The following is a 13943-nucleotide window of genomic DNA, read 5'->3' as shown; positions in this document are numbered from 1 at the left end:
ACACGCCGTTGATCACCTGCCGGTGATCCCGCCACGGACGACCACGACCGTCAACACCAGGCAGCAGGGGCGCTATCCGCTCCCACGCCGCATCCGTCAACTCACCACGACCCACCACAAGATCAATTATCAGACAGTGCCTAGGCAGGCGCGTCGCCCGGGCGCTCCGGGAGCGCCCCGGTGCACGGCCCGGCGTCCGGCAGGTGGGTCTTCGCCCACTGCGCCAGCTCCCTGAGCGCGGGCTCCAGGGCTGCCCCGGCCTCGGTCAGCCGGTAGGAGACGCGCAGCGGCGGGCCCTCGTCGACCTCGCGCAGGAGGAGACCGGCGGCGCCGAGTTCCGCCAGCCGGTCCGACAGCATGCGCTCGCTGATGCCGGGGACCGCCCGGCGCAGGTCGGCGAAGTGCGCGGGCTGTTCCACCAGGACGGCCACGATCGGCCCGCTCCAACGCTTTCCGAGCAGTTGGAAGACGCGAGTGATGCCCTCGTCCACCCGCTTGCACGCCGCGCTGCCGTGGTTCTGCTCCGCCGTCATGTGATCAGGGTACTACCCCACCGTAGGGGGGTGAGAAAAAGTAAGCTCCTAATTGATAGATAGTTGTCTACGAAACATCAGCCTCACGCCCTCGCCGGTGTCGGGCTGCCCATCCGTTCTTCTGGAGACACCCATGGCCGTCCTGCTGCACATCGACTCCTCCGTGTTCCCGGACGAGGCATCGGCGTCGCGCGCCGTGACCGCGGCGTTCCGCGCGCACTGGCAGGAGCAGCACCCCGAGGGCGCAGTCGTCTACCACGACCTGGCGGCGCAACCCGTCCCGCACATCACCGCCGAGGCACACACGCCGGCTTCGCCGACCCGGCCTCGCACACGCCCGAGCAGGCAGCCGCCTTCGCCGAGCGCGTACGGCTCATCGAAGAGCTGGAGCAGGCCGACGCCGTGCTGATCAGTGCCCCGATGTACAACTTCGCGATCCCCTCGACCCTCAAGGCCTGGCTGGACGACGTGATCCTCATGGGCCGCACCGCGGGCGAGGCCCCGTCCGCCAAGAGCACACCGGTGACCGTCGTCGCCAGCCGGGGCGGATCCTACGCGCCGGGCACCCCGCGGGAGCCGTTCGAGTACGTGCAGAACTACCTCACGGCCGTCCTCGGCGACGGGCTCGGCCTGGAGGTCGACTTCATCGTTCCGGAGCTGACCATGGCCCCGCACAACCCGGCGACGGCCGAGCTGGTCCCGCTGTTCGAGGCATCCCGTGACCGTGCCCTCGAGGAGGCCACCGCAATTGCGAAGCAGGTCGCGCAGCGCCCCGCGGCCTGACGCCACCCCTCGGCGGACCGGCAGACCGGGCACGCACCGCCGACCCGGTCAGCTGTGATCGATCCAGTCGCTGAGTCTGATCCTCACCTCATGGTTGTGATCGGTGTGCCAGACGACTTCGCCGCTGACTCGATCTCCCAGCGCTGGAAGGCTCGCGCCGGTCGGCATGGAGCCGATGTCTGCCATGCCGACCGCACGGGGTACGTGGTCGATACGAATGAAGACCCCGAAGGGCCGCCGTGCGATGACCTGACCGGTGATGAGGGTGCCCACGGGGAGCGCGGACACCGTTGCCGACCACTCTGGAGAAAGGTTGTCGGGTTCGCTGGTGCACGCGTCGTCAGGCATGTTCCCATCCTGTCCGGTGACGACCTCGCGTGATGGCCGGACCTTCATACTGGAGCGTGCGCTAGGGATCTTGTCAGCCTGCCCAGATCCGCAAACGAGGTGACGCCGGGCCGGACAGCCCTCCGACGCAACGGCCCGGTTCCCAAGACGGACGCCTGGGCAGGGGCTCGCCGGGGTGTCCGTCGGCATCAAGGACTCCGCACGGGCATCGGTCGCGCCCCAACCTGGCACTCGCAGCCCTGCCAGGCTTCACGCTCCCCGGTGACACCTCGGCGTCGAGCCGGTATTTCGCCGAAGACCTCACGGAGCCGTTCGTCCTGAAGGACGGCCACCTGCCCGTACCGACAGGCCCCGGCATCGGCGTCGAGCCCTTGCCGGAAGCCCTGGCCCGTCTCACCACGGCCGCCCGGACGCTGTACGCGGCGGGGTGACGACCGGAGCAGACAGCCGACCCGTGGTCGCGTCACCTTGCCGTCCGCCGCGACGGCGAGGCAACCCTCGGCGCGCCGCGCCCACCCGCGCCCGAGCCGCCGGCGGACTGCGTCGCCACGCCGGCCGCCGCACCGTCCCCCTGCCTGGTGAGCAAGAAGACGAGTGGCTTGGTCACCGCGATGGGACCCATCCGAGTTCGGCACCCACGAAGGGCTGAGCCTGACAGGGGCCGGTCACGTCTCGCCAGACGCAGTCGCCGTTCGGTGGTCTGTCAAGATCAGCGGGACGGCAGAACGGTCAGTCGTCCAGAGGCAGAGAGAGGACGGACACCGACGTGCGACGACGACAGAGGCGCACAGCCCTGGCGTGCCTCGTCATACCGGCACTGATGACGGCGACGGCCTGCGCCCACCCGGACCTCGGCCCACTTCCCCCGCGCTTCTCGGGTCCGCCGCTGCCCGCGGAAACGGTGGTGTCGGAGATGGGGGCGGTACTGGCGGCGGAGGGCGTCGTGGTGGAGAAGGAACCATCGAACACCCTGGGGAGGTGCTTCGAACGGCTATCGGGACGGCATGCGCCGGAGACGGTGGACGCCGCGCTGAAGGCGGCCTTCGCCCGGGCCCGTTCCGAGCATGGCTGGCAGGCCGGTCCCGACATGGGGAGCCAGACGCTCACCCTCACGAAGGGCAATTGGACGGTCGTGGTCGGCCTGCCCGGCAAGCCGGCCCAGGGCCTTGAGGCACCCGTAGTCATGTCGCTGACATGCCTGGACGACGGCGGTACCTCGTCAACCCCCGGGGCGCCCGGGCCGTCTGCCGCGGACGCAACGCCGTCGAACGCTGAATGAACCGACTCAATGGCTTCCGCGGCGTCACCACCAGGTAGGACAAGACCGCCACGACTGAGATGCCCGGCGCCGCGGCCAGGGTTCCTCGCCGACACCCGATACCCACCGACCGGAACCTGTCGCTCAGATCGTTGTCCGAGGTCAGCGGCATCTGCTTGCGGTACTCCGCCTTGTCAGGGGAGCGGCATTGTCAGTGCCACGGCGTAGCGTGTGATCATCGACCAGCACGACGGGGGAAGGCCGACGCATGGGCAGGCGTGTGGAAAAGGGCGGGTACACCGCCGAACTGACGGATGATCTGGAGGTCGTCTACCGCAGTCCGCAGGGGCGGAGGCTCAAAAAGTTGCCCGACCCGATCGTGGGTGCTGCTGGGCTCGTCGCCCTGCTCGGAACACGGACGCATCTGCGGAAGCACCGTGAGGCGTGCCGCTCGCAGGCGGGTGAGTGGGCGTCTGCCGGGGTGAGCGTGCCGCGTGCCCTGGCCGACGCGGACCCGCTGTGGCGGGAAGCTCTGGAGGCCGAGTCCGTCGAGCTCGCCGACGACCTGGGTGACGGCGGTCTGTGGGCCCGTACCTATACCGGGTTCGACGGACGCACGCTGACCCAGCTGCTTCCCGAACAGCTGATCCCGTACCGCGACCGCTTGATGCGCGGGCAGCACTGGGAGCCGGACGGCTGCTTCTCCACCGGCATCCCTGACCCCTCCGACGGTGCGCTTCCCTTCCCCGAGCGGGTCATCGCCGCCCATCCCGGCTTCGAGGAGCCGGCAACCGAGACACTCCTGCGCCTGCAAGAACGCACGATCCAGTGGAGTTTCGTCTACAAGTCGGACATCGACGGCGTCCTCCAGGGCCTGGAGGAGTCGGCTCCCGCGCTGCTCATCACGCTCCTCGACGAGATGGCCGACCTTGCGCTGCGGCAGAGCGAGCATCCGGCGGCCGCCGCCTGGTTCGGGCGGGCCCGCACCGCCGAGCGGGTGCGCGCGCGCAAGGTCGACAAGGAGTGGCTGGTGGGCCGGTACCTCACGTACGCCGAGGGCGGGGCGCTCTCCGCCACGGCCCTGCGGGCCTGGGCTCGCGAGCTCGCCGTCAAGGGAGTGGCGACCGAGGCGGACCTCGCGCGCTTCCGCACGGTGGTGATCCGCCGCGTCAAGGCGTCGTCCGAGGTGTACACGCAGTTGGCCGTCGACGTGCGCAAGCTCGCCAAGGCCGCCGGTCTCGAACCCGAGAGGGAACTGGCCACATTGCTCGGGGAGATGTTCGCGGTCGGCGGTGTCGCGCTGTCCGACGACAAGTTCTGGGCCGACTGCCTCAAGGGCCCGGCCGTGGACATGCTGGGCACGTACGCCCCCGAGGCCGTGCGCCAGGTGCTGAGACTGCGTCCTCGCCGTTTCGGCGACAGCCCGTGGCTGTGGCGGGAGCTGCTGGAGCGCACGGGGGCGCTGGCGCTGCTCGCCGGTGAGGTCCCGGGGCTGCCCGTGGGCGACGCCGCCGCCTGGCTGTCCGCGTGCGTCCTGGCGAACAGTGACGGGAACGGCACCTGGCCCGTCATGTACGAGATCGCCGAGAGGATCGCGCCGAGGCTGGCGGCCGACGGTGTGCCCGTGGAGTTCCGTTATCGGCGAATCGGCCGGCACGCCTACGGCAAGACGCCTCTCGACCTGATCGACCTGCTTCTGGAGCACGGGGCCCCGGTCGCCGACCCTCCGGAGCTCCTGGGCCCGTCGCAGCTGTACGACGTCCAGCTCAGCCGTCGGCCGAAGCTGGAGCACCTGCAGGCGGACGAGCGCTTCGCCCGGGAGCTGCGGGCACGGGTGCGCGCCGACGTGGAGATGACCACCAGGGACCTGGCGTCCAACTCCTGGTACCAGCCGCACGACACCAAGGGCTGGGAGCGGATCCCGTAGCTGTTCGACAATCCGATCGGGCACGCGAGATCCGCGCCTGGTTCGGCCGCGAACGGGCGAAGCTGCGCGCGGGGGTCGGCTTCGAGGAACTGGTCCTGCTGCTCGGCCGACTCGTGCACGTGGGCGTGGCGGTGGACCTGCTCCTGAAGGACACGGACGCGGCTGCGCAGTTCGCGGCGGTGGACGTGATGCCGCTGCTGATGGCGGAGCTGCCCGACACCGTCTCGCGTACGGACGTGGAGGAGTTGTTGGGGAGGCTGCAGCCCTACTACGTCGAGCGGGAGGGCGTCCGGGGACCCAATCGCGGGCCGATCCTTGAGGCGCTGCCGCAACTGGGCGAGCCGATGCACAGCCAGGCCGCCCGCTCCCTGGTCATGGCCGTCAACTGCCGTGCGGGACTGGAGCGGCTGGTCCGCCGCCTCACCCCCGGCGAGGATGACGTGGCGCCGACCGCCGGCGCGGGGCCGGAGGAGCCCGAGGACCAGGTGAGCCGTCGGATGATGAGGCTCGCGAAGGACCGCACCGCCGTCTGGGGAGGCGACCTGGCGCAGGCGACCACCACGTTCGACCGCATGCCCCGCGACGGCCGGTTCCGCCGCACGCACGCGTGCGCCGCGGCACTCGCCCTGTGCGCCGTCTCCTCGAGGGCCGACGGCTCGGCGGCCCGGTCGCTGATGACGTACGCCGCCCATCCCTTCGTCACCGGTGAGCCGGGCCACTGGCGGATCGTCCACTGCGAGGTTCCCGAGGACCGTACCGACATCAACGCTCCGCTTCCCGGCAAGGTCTTCCGGACGCCCACGTCCGTCGCCTTCGTACTGACCAGTGCGGGCAGAAACCCCCAGCGGACGCTGTGGGAGTACTCCCCCGACGGCTCCTTCTCCGAGGACGGCCCACTGGCTTCCGCGGGCGTGAAGCTCACGCGTGCCCATGTGCTGAGGCCTGTGCGTCCCGGCGGCTGGTTCGCGCGCTTCGCCGAGCTGTACCGCAAGCACGGCCCGGCACCGGCCCGCCCGGAGCTCGCCGGAGCCTTCGCCGAGCGGCTGGGCCTCTCCCGGGCGGAGGCCACCGCGCTGCTGACCGCACACGTCCCCTGCGCGCCTCACCAGCTGGACGAGGAGGACGACTACCTCTCCGGCCACTACTCCGCCGACCTGGAGCCCTGGAAGATCCGGCAGAAGGAGGCGGAACAGGCGGTTGCCGCACTGGCCGACGCGCTCGGCTCCCGGTTCTTCACGACTCTCTACGACAACCTCCTTCCCGACGATCCCGAGCAGCTGTGGGCCACAGGCCCCGATGTGGACCGGGCCGCCGCGTGGTGGCTGGAGGAGCTGGGCAGCCCCTTGCCCGTACCCACGGCGCTCCTGCCCCTCGCCTCCAAGGAGACACTCCCACCCGAGGGTGAGGCGGCCTTCGCCCGGCAGCGGCGCCGGGGTGACCGGGGCTGGTGGCCCCACTTGCGGCTGCCCGCCCTCCTCGGCCGGCTCGCCACCGGGGCGCACTGCCTGGCTCCCCACCGCGCGGGCCTGGTGGGCGAGCCGCAGCTGCCGGCCCTGCCGCGGATCGCCGCCTGGCTCGCCTACCGCACCCCGGCCGGCGACCCACTGCGCCCCGCGGTCGGCGCGGCGATTTCCCGGCTGCGCAAGGAACTGACCCCGGTCTCCGGCCCGCTCACGCTCTTCTCACTGCAGAGCAACCACCTGATGGGGCCGCCCCCCGCCACCGATGCGCTCACCGCTCACCCTGCGGTCACGGAGGTGGACGACGCGGCGTACGACATGCGTCATCTGCGGGTGGACCCTGCTGCGCTCAAGGGACCCGATGATCCGCTGCTGGACGCCCTGGACACCTATCTCGACTCCGTACTGCCCTCCCAGTGGCTGCCCAGCCCCTCCGGACTGCCCGCCGTCGCGGACCTGCGGCTGCTGCTGAGCGACGACTTCGCCGCACTCGGGGAGCACCTGGTCACCGACGGCGAGCGGCCCCCGGGCTGGGAGCAGGACCCCGCACGGTCCGTGCCGCACCTCGTCCAGGAGTGCGCCAAGGCCTTCGGGCTGGGCGAAGACGCCGCATCGCTCTACCTGATGCTGCTGGCACTGCCGGACCCGTCGGACCGTAACGTCAAGGCGTGGACCGGGTGGAAGCCCAGCCGCTTCAAAGAAGCGGAGGCCGAGCTGGGCGCGTCGGGCCGAGTGCTGCGGGCCGTCCGGTCGCGAGCGGGCCGCTGCCTCTTCCTGCCGGGCGCCTGGCAGGAGCGGAAGCCACCTCGCCTCCCGATCGAGGCGTCGAAGCTCGGTCTGCTGCCGCTGGCCAGGGAGCACCGGTCGACGTCACACATGGCTGCGGTGCCCGCCGCCCCGCTGCCCACGCTGTTCACGCGGGCATGGGAAGGCATGGCGGCCGGCCCGGCGACAGTACGGCGGCGCTGACAAACGTCCGCAACCGGCGGGCTGAGGAATGACGGCGCGGATGCCGCGACGGCGGAGGGGCGCGAGGACACGCGAGGGCTACGCCCGGTCGGCGGGCCGGTGGCTGCAGGCGGCGGCGCTGACCGGCATTCGCTCACCCGTGCGGAGCGCCGACTCGGCCTGGCACCGCTGCTGTCCGACGACGTCGAGGCCGCAGGCCCCGTCCGCGTCCGCGTGTCCGGGCCGCACGGAGCGGCACCCCGTGCCGTCGGGCGCCTCGGGAGGACCGCTCGCCCATGTGGAAGCGCCGTGCCAGGCCCACAATGGAGTCGTCGGATGCCGGGGAGGCGACGTCCATGTCCGATGCGACGATCACCGGTCGGTACGAACTGACAATGACCATGCCCTGTCTGCGGGAGGGCATGACCGGCCCGGCCGCGTTCAGCCTCCTCGTCGGCGAACGCCTGCGCCTCGGTCCCGCACCGACCGAGGAGGGGTCTGGTGCCCTGCCGGGCCTGCGCTCGCCGGACGGTGCGAGCGGCATCCGAGGGACGGAACATGCTCGCCGAGGGCCGCGTCCGTCGAACAGCGATGGTCCCTACCGAGGTAAGGAGCGGACAGATGCCACATGCGGCTGAATGGGAAATTCGTCTCCATCTTTTCGAGGACGACGAGGGCACGACCACGGCCCACGCAGTGCTGGACACGGGCACCACGGCCTTCACCGGCCACGGAAGCGCGCACTGCCACCCAGCGGACACGAACGTGCCGGAGATAGGCGACGAACTGGCGGCGGGCCGGGCCATGCGCAATCTCGCCCAGCAACTGCTGAACATCGCCGAGCGCGACATCGAAGGCGTGGGTGCGTCCCGGCCGAGCCGTCAGAGCGTCGGATGGCCCCTGTGATCGTCAGTCACCCCGGTACAGAGCGGTGAGCAGTTCGATCGCCGCCTGGGTCTTGGGATGCGGGTCGTCCCGCCACCAGGTGAGACGTACGGCGATGGGCTCGGCGTCGCTGACCGGCCGGTAGACGACGCCGGGCCTGGGGTACTGGTGCGCGGTGGACTCCGCCGTCATGCCGACACACCGCCCGCTGGAGATCACGTTCAGCCAGTCGTCGACGTCATGGGTCTCCTCCGTCACCGGCCGGGAGCCTGGCGGCCACAGCTCGGGAGTGGTGGTGCCGGTCCGCCGGTCGATCAGCAGAACGCGGTCGCTGAGGTCGGCCAGACGCAGCTCCCGGTGTGCGGCCAGAGGGTCCTCGGCGGACAGGGCGCACAGGCGCCGCTCCAGGCCGACGATGGCCCCGTCGAAACGGCGGTCCTCCAGGGAATTGCGGACGACCGAGAGGTCGCAAGTGCCCTCCGCCAGGCCGGCGGTCGCGGAGTTGACGCGGACCAGGTGCAGATCCGTTTCGGGGTGGGTCCGAGCCCAGCGGCGCTGGAATGCGGGGGTGTGGCGGCCGACCGCCGACCAGGCGTAGCCGATCCGCAGGATGCTGTGGCCGGAGGCAGCCTCGCGGACCAGGTCGTTCACCTCGCCGAGAACCCGCCTCGCCTGGACGACCACCCGCATCCCGGTCGCGGTCGGGGTCACCTCGCGTGAGGTGCGCCGAAGCAGCCGCACCCCCAGGGCGCGTTCGAGTGAGGCCAGAGTCCGGGACACCGCCGCTTGAGAGACGCCCAGAGCGACGGCGGCGTCGGTGAAAGTGCCCTCGTCGACGATCGCGACAAGGCAGCGCAACTGCCGCAGCTCCACATCCATGACTGAAGTGTATAGATCCCGCTGCTGACGCATTTTGTGCAAGCTTCGCAGGGCCGCACCATCGAGTCATGCACAGATCACCGGCCACGATGCCCGTGGCTTCTGGCCCCTCACGGTCGGTACCGCATCGTGGGCGGCTGGCCGGCGTGATCACTATGACCGGCAGTGGTCTCTCGAACCAGGTCGGCGCCGCGATCGGTTCACTCGCCTTCCCCGTTCTCGGCCCGGTGGGTGTCGTCGCGGTCCGCCAGTACGTCGCCGCGATCGTCCTGCTCACCGTCGGCCGCCCTCGCCTGCGGGACTTCACCTGGGCCCAGTGGCGGCCCGTGCTGGGGCTCGCCGTGGTGTTCGGGACCATGAACCTGTCCCTCTACACCGCCATCGACCGCATCGGCCTCGGCCTGGCGGTCACGTTGGAGTTCCTCGGCCCGCTCACGATCGCGCTCGCCGCCGCACGTCGCCGCGTCGACGCCTTCTGCGCCGTGATCGCCGCGGCCGGCGTCGTCACCCTGATGCGGCCCCAGCCCTCGACCGACTACGTGGGAATGGGCCTGGGCCTGCTGGCAGCGTGCTGCTGGGCCTCGTACATCCTCCTCAACCGCTCCGTCGGCCGCCGCATCCCAGGTGTGCAGGGCTCTGCCACAGCGGCCGCGATCTCCGCACTGACGTTCCTACCGGTCGGCATCGTCCTCGCCCTGCACCAGCCGCCGACCGCCGCGGCCATCGGTTACGCCGTCGCGGCCGGTGTGCTCTCCTCGGCAGTGCCCTACCTCGCCGACCTTTTCACCCTGCGCCACGTGCCCGCCCAAGCGTTCGCGCTCTTCATGAGTATCAATCCGCTCCTGGCCGCCCTCGTCGGCTGGATCGGCTTGAATCAGAATCTGGGCTGGACGGAATGGGCGAGCATCGGCGCCATCGTGGCCGCCAACACCCTCAGCATCCTCGCTCGGCGCGCCTGAACGAACCGTCAGGGATTGCGGCAGCCGCTCACGCGTGGAAGCTTCCGCCGGCCCAGCCACCGCTGCCGCCATAGTCACCACCGCTGCCGTAGTCGCTGCCGTATCCGCCGACCGATCCGCGCCACCCGCTCGATTCCCCGCTGTCCGACACCGGATTCTCCTCCAAGTACCGGACCGCAGGGTCCGGTCTCCCGTTACGCCGGGCCGTTTCGATGATGCTCCATGTCAGGCTGCCGGCACCGAGGTCGGCGGACTCGTGCACATCGAGATAGGTGGCGTAGAGCAGCTCGCCGTCGGGATCGAGCGCGTCGTAACGGTCCCATTGCTCGGTGAGGTAGAAGAAGACCACGCGCTCGCCTTGCCCTTCACGCGCGTACCCCGCCTCGAGCGCTGCCGCGACGGCCTCTTCGGCTCCGGTGAGCCGGAACGCGGCGATCTCGCACACGCGTTCCCGCGCCACGCCTGGAGGCAGTGCACGCAGGACCCGCCTGTACTTGTCAGCCAGGTCGGCCCGGGGCAGCCGAGTACCGCGGACGACGGCGTCGACGGTGCCGGGCTGGGTGAAATCGAGAAGGTCCAGCTGGTCCTTGGCCACGGCCAACAGCACGTTCTTGCCCGAGTCCGGCGGCACGATGTGCGGATTCGCGACGGCCACGTCCGTCACGATCCGGTTGGGCAGGGAGGCGTCATCACGCCACAGCTCCACCAGCTTCTCCAGGATCAGCGGCTGATCCGTGGTGGACAGGAACCGCTTCAGATCAGGACGAGGGGGCGAGTTGAAGGAGACGCACATCATCAAGTGATCGACGATGCGTTCTGGTCGATTCCACGGCTTGTCCGCGACCGGCTCATGGTCGAGGAACCGGATGAGTCGCGGAGGCGATCCTCCGAGCAGCAGGGGCCCGGCGACCGATGACCAGTTCCTGTCGTCATCGACCTCGCCGCTGCCGCACTGCAGCAGGCACTGGTGGATCACGTTCCCCGCCGCTCGTGGATCGTCACATGCCTCCAACAGTGCTGCGAAGGCCTTGCCGGCGGCCGGTTGCAACGAGCTCGCCGCGATCCGGGCCAGTATGCCGGCGGCCCAAGAGGCTTTGTCCCGGTCCAACTCTCCAGCCAAGCGCGAGACGGCGTACGAGGCCAAGGACCGTTTGAGGACCACGGCACCGCCCGTACCCCATTTTTCCCAGCGCCACATCGTTGATGGCGACGTCATCCAGCTATTGTCGGCACCCAACCGGCTCTCGCAAGACCGTCGTTGCGCGGACACCTGACACTTGTGCACGTGGGACGTCCACCGGCTCGCCTCACGACGTCCCTGCCGCAGCATCGGCCCAGGGCGGCCTCGCCTGGACTCTGGACACGGGCGTCCTACTCCTTCGACTGCAGCGTCAGCGCCCTGAACCACGGCGCGGTCCGGCCGCACCGCCGACCGGCATTTTCTGCGCGGGTGTCCTTGTGGACGCCGCCCCTCCTAGGCGTGTGTCGAAAGGGCCTGGTGAGGATGGCGGAGAGCCCATTCTGTGATCCAGAATGATGGCATGGTCACGCTTGAGACCCCCCGTTTGATCCTGCGTCGCTGGCGCGAGGAAGACGTTGCGCCCATGGCCGCCATCAACGCCGACCCCGAGGTCATGCGGTGGATCCGTGACGGCAGCGTCCGTGACGAACAGCAGACTCGCGGCGGGATCCAGGCATGGGAGAGCGAGTGGGAGACACAGGGCTTCGGCCTGTTCGCCGTGGAGATCCGGTCCACTGGCGAGCTGGCCGGGTTCACCGGCCTTTCGGTGCCCGAGTACTTGCCGGAGGTACTGCCGGCAGTTGAAGTCGGCTGGCGGCTGGGACGTTCCCACTGGGGGCAGGGCTTGGCCACCGAGGCCGCTGCGGCCGCTGTACGGTTCGGGTTCGAGGAGCGAGGGCTGGAGCGGATCGTCAGCATCACTCAAGTGGGCAACGACGCCTCCGAAAGGATCATGACCAAACTGGGGATGCGTCCGGTCCGTGAGACCGTCAATCCCACCGGCGGTCGGCGAGTACGGGTCTTCGAGTTGTCGTCGGCCCAGTACGTCACGACCACTCGGTGACGGCGGCAACTGCACCGGGCGAGAGGGCCACGATCGCTGGTGATGCGATCTACCTCGTGCTGGCCGTCTTCGTGGTGTGGGGCCGCTTCGGCCCCGAGTCCTTCACCGGCTGACCCGGCGCAGGACAGTGAACCGACGAGGCTCCTGTGCCGGTGGGCCGGGACTTCGACGCCCCCGGCGGCACGGGAGCCTCGTGCGTTGAGGTCAGGATTCCGTCGCCCGATCGGTGATCACGATGAGAGCGCTCATTGTTTCGTCATCCGAGCACAGGTGCCCACCCCTCCGGTGGACGGGTTCCAGTTGCAGGTGTAGAAGTGCACGTCCTTGACGTCCTGCCACGTCTCGCTGACCGTGGTCCGGTCGGGCCATGTCCCGCTCGGACCGTTGTAGCCGACGATCTCTTCGTGGTACTCCCACTGAGCACTTCCCCACGGGGTGGCAGTGCATCGCTGGTAGGTCACCTTGAGCGCTGCCCCGTACGTGTCGAACCGCCTCACGTCCGCGATGGACCCACTGAAGCCGGCCTGGTAGCTGGAGTACCCGCACTCTCCCCCGGGTTGGGTGTAGCGATACACGCCCTCACCGTGACTCGCCCCGTTCGCGCTGTACGCGGCCACGCTGTAGGTGACCGCGTGGGCCGGCTGTGCTCCGAAGACCACGAGCGTGCAGGCCGCGACTCCCGCACCCGCACTCGCGGCCGCCTTGAGCAGCCTCATACTGTCTCCCCCTTGTTCCTCGGCCGACGGACGTTCGCGTCGGATTTTTGGTGATGGGAAATCACAGCAGCAAGGGCTCGCTCGTGTCCCGGACACACAGATCCTGTCCGGGCTGGTCAGGAGGCCGTCCGCCGTACGCCCGGACAGTCGGCATGCGCGTCGCGGAAACTTCTGCTTCCACCGCCCGGTGGCACCCGCCCTCGCGGCACGATCCGACGGCGCGCAGTCGGAATGATCAGCGCGACCGCATCACGCGCAGCAACTGGGCGCAGGCGGAGCCCGATCAGCCGCTCGTACGGCGTTCCCGCAGCTGTGGACGGAACCGGTCAGCCTCAGTGGCCACAAGACCCGCGCCGACTCCGTCTCGAGTCGAGTGCGCTCGATCGGCCGGCCCGATCGACGCTCCCTCACCTCGGCCTTGTGTATGCGTCGGAGGGGGCACGTGGTTTTCCGTCATGCCTGCACACCGATCAAGCCATCTTGTTGTACGCATCGCTGGCACCTGCTAACTTTTTTTGGCAGGAGCAAGGAGTCCGTATGAACCTCTCTGATCTCACCGGAGACGAGTTGACGAAGGTGCTTGCGGCTCTGTCCAATCCGCATCGGCTGCGTGTCATCGCGGCCGTGGCCAAGGAGCGCAACTACGTGAGCCGACTGGCTCGCGAGCTCCGTATCAGCCGGGCCCTGCTGCAGGTGCACCTGCGCAAGCTGGAGAGTGCCGGCCTGGTCTCCTCCACGCTGGAGGTCTCGGAGGACGGAAAGGCGATGAAGTACTACGAAGTCGTGCCCTTCGCCTTGAACCTGACCCCAGGCAGCGTCATCGCGCTCGCCGAGACGATCACCATCGCCACCGACGACGAGGCCGGCCAGGCCAAGGGGGAACGATGAACCACATCTACGATCTGGACGGCATCATCCTCACGCTGGGCGGCCTGCTACTGCTCACGCCCGTGATCATCGTGGCCCTGCGCCAGCGCGGCAAGACGCAGCGTGCCGAGGCCGTCCTCGCCCGTGAGCAGGAATACCGTCGGCTCACCGAAATGGCGCTGACTACACAGGAATTGACGGACCAGAGGCTCTTGGAGATCTCGACACAGCTCGCCGACATGCGATCGCGGGTCGAGTCCATGGAGCGCACGCTCAAGGAAGTCGAGTAGCCGCGG

14 protein-coding genes and 2 pseudogenes are annotated in these 13943 nt (G+C 69.5%); 10 read left to right on the top strand and 6 right to left on the bottom strand.

Features of this window, described 5'->3' with window-relative positions:
• Together IE260_RS36715 and IE260_RS36710 are read right to left on the bottom strand one after the other, a co-directional pair.
• Positions 1–118: transposase (locus IE260_RS36715; protein WP_189879996.1), on the bottom strand; the 118-nt coding region annotated here is incomplete at its 3' end.
• A gap of 22 nt (positions 119–140) precedes the next feature.
• Positions 141–533: a winged helix-turn-helix transcriptional regulator gene (locus IE260_RS36710; protein WP_189879994.1), complete on the bottom strand. Its 393-nt coding sequence runs from the start codon at positions 531–533 to the stop codon at positions 141–143.
• 133 nt (positions 534–666) lie between these two features.
• Here IE260_RS36710 and IE260_RS36705 point away from each other — a divergent pair.
• Positions 667–1316 (top strand): annotated as a pseudogene (locus IE260_RS36705) (FMN-dependent NADH-azoreductase).
• Between the two features lie 48 nt (positions 1317–1364).
• Here the strand turns inward: IE260_RS36705 and IE260_RS36700 are convergent.
• Positions 1365–1664 (bottom strand): hypothetical protein, encoded by a 300-nt coding sequence (locus IE260_RS36700; protein ID WP_189879992.1) that lies wholly within the window; start codon positions 1662–1664, stop codon positions 1365–1367.
• A gap of 195 nt (positions 1665–1859) precedes the next feature.
• On the opposite strand from IE260_RS36700, the pseudogene IE260_RS42235 reads away from it, so the two are divergent.
• From IE260_RS42235 to IE260_RS36680, 5 genes and pseudogenes are all read left to right on the top strand, one after another.
• Positions 1860–2095, top strand: a pseudogene (locus IE260_RS42235) (enolase C-terminal domain-like protein); the annotation flags it as partial.
• A 389-nt stretch (positions 2096–2484) separates the two neighbouring features.
• A complete protein-coding gene (locus IE260_RS36695) occupies positions 2485–2943 on the top strand; it encodes a hypothetical protein (RefSeq protein ID WP_189879990.1) in 459 nt (152 codons plus the stop codon).
• A 247-nt stretch (positions 2944–3190) separates the two neighbouring features.
• On the top strand, positions 3191–4849 hold the full coding sequence (locus IE260_RS36690) for a hypothetical protein (protein ID WP_189879988.1): 1659 nt from the start codon (positions 3191–3193) through the stop codon (positions 4847–4849).
• 119 nt (positions 4850–4968) lie between these two features.
• A complete protein-coding gene (locus tag IE260_RS36685; RefSeq protein WP_189879986.1) occupies positions 4969–7278 on the top strand; it encodes a hypothetical protein in 2310 nt (769 codons plus the stop codon).
• Between the two features lie 600 nt (positions 7279–7878).
• Positions 7879–8163, top strand: coding sequence for a DUF1876 domain-containing protein (locus IE260_RS36680; RefSeq protein ID WP_189879984.1), 285 nt, complete (start codon positions 7879–7881; stop codon positions 8161–8163).
• A 3-nt stretch (positions 8164–8166) separates the two neighbouring features.
• Here IE260_RS36680 and IE260_RS36675 read toward each other — a convergent pair whose 3' ends face one another.
• Positions 8167–9021: a LysR family transcriptional regulator gene (locus IE260_RS36675; protein WP_189879982.1), complete on the bottom strand. Its 855-nt coding sequence runs from the start codon at positions 9019–9021 to the stop codon at positions 8167–8169.
• A gap of 89 nt (positions 9022–9110) precedes the next feature.
• On the opposite strand from IE260_RS36675, the gene IE260_RS36670 reads away from it, so the two are divergent.
• Complete coding sequence (locus tag IE260_RS36670; protein ID WP_189880009.1) at positions 9111–9980, top strand: EamA family transporter; 870 nt, start codon at positions 9111–9113, stop codon at positions 9978–9980.
• Between the two features lie 28 nt (positions 9981–10008).
• Here the strand turns inward: IE260_RS36670 and IE260_RS36665 are convergent, their stop codons facing one another.
• On the bottom strand, positions 10009–11196 hold the full coding sequence (locus IE260_RS36665) for a hypothetical protein (RefSeq protein WP_189879980.1): 1188 nt from the start codon (positions 11194–11196) through the stop codon (positions 10009–10011).
• A 325-nt stretch (positions 11197–11521) separates the two neighbouring features.
• Here IE260_RS36665 and IE260_RS36660 point away from each other — a divergent pair, with 325 nt between their 5' ends.
• Positions 11522–12064, top strand: coding sequence for a GNAT family N-acetyltransferase (locus IE260_RS36660; RefSeq protein WP_189879978.1), 543 nt, complete (start codon positions 11522–11524; stop codon positions 12062–12064).
• 245 nt (positions 12065–12309) lie between these two features.
• Here the strand turns inward: IE260_RS36660 and IE260_RS36655 are convergent, their stop codons facing one another.
• Positions 12310–12780: a hypothetical protein gene (locus tag IE260_RS36655; protein WP_189879977.1), complete on the bottom strand. Its 471-nt coding sequence runs from the start codon at positions 12778–12780 to the stop codon at positions 12310–12312.
• Positions 12781–13317: 537 nt separating this feature from the next.
• Between IE260_RS36655 and IE260_RS36650 the strand changes: the two genes are divergently transcribed.
• The gene (locus IE260_RS36650; protein ID WP_189879975.1) at positions 13318–13668 is read left to right on the top strand and encodes an ArsR/SmtB family transcription factor; all 351 of its coding nucleotides are present in this window, start codon (positions 13318–13320) and stop codon (positions 13666–13668) included.
• Positions 13665–13937, top strand: coding sequence for a hypothetical protein (locus IE260_RS36645; protein ID WP_189879973.1), 273 nt, complete (start codon positions 13665–13667; stop codon positions 13935–13937). The genes IE260_RS36650 and IE260_RS36645 overlap by 4 nt, the downstream gene beginning before the upstream one ends.
• The last annotated feature ends 6 nt before the right edge of the window (positions 13938–13943 follow it).

The sequence above is a fragment of the Streptomyces viridiviolaceus genome (genome assembly GCF_014650995.1).
Taxonomy (GTDB): domain Bacteria; phylum Actinomycetota; class Actinomycetes; order Streptomycetales; family Streptomycetaceae; genus Streptomyces; species Streptomyces viridiviolaceus.
Note: the sequence above shows the minus strand (reverse complement) of the source record. Positions and strands in the feature narration are given on the sequence as shown.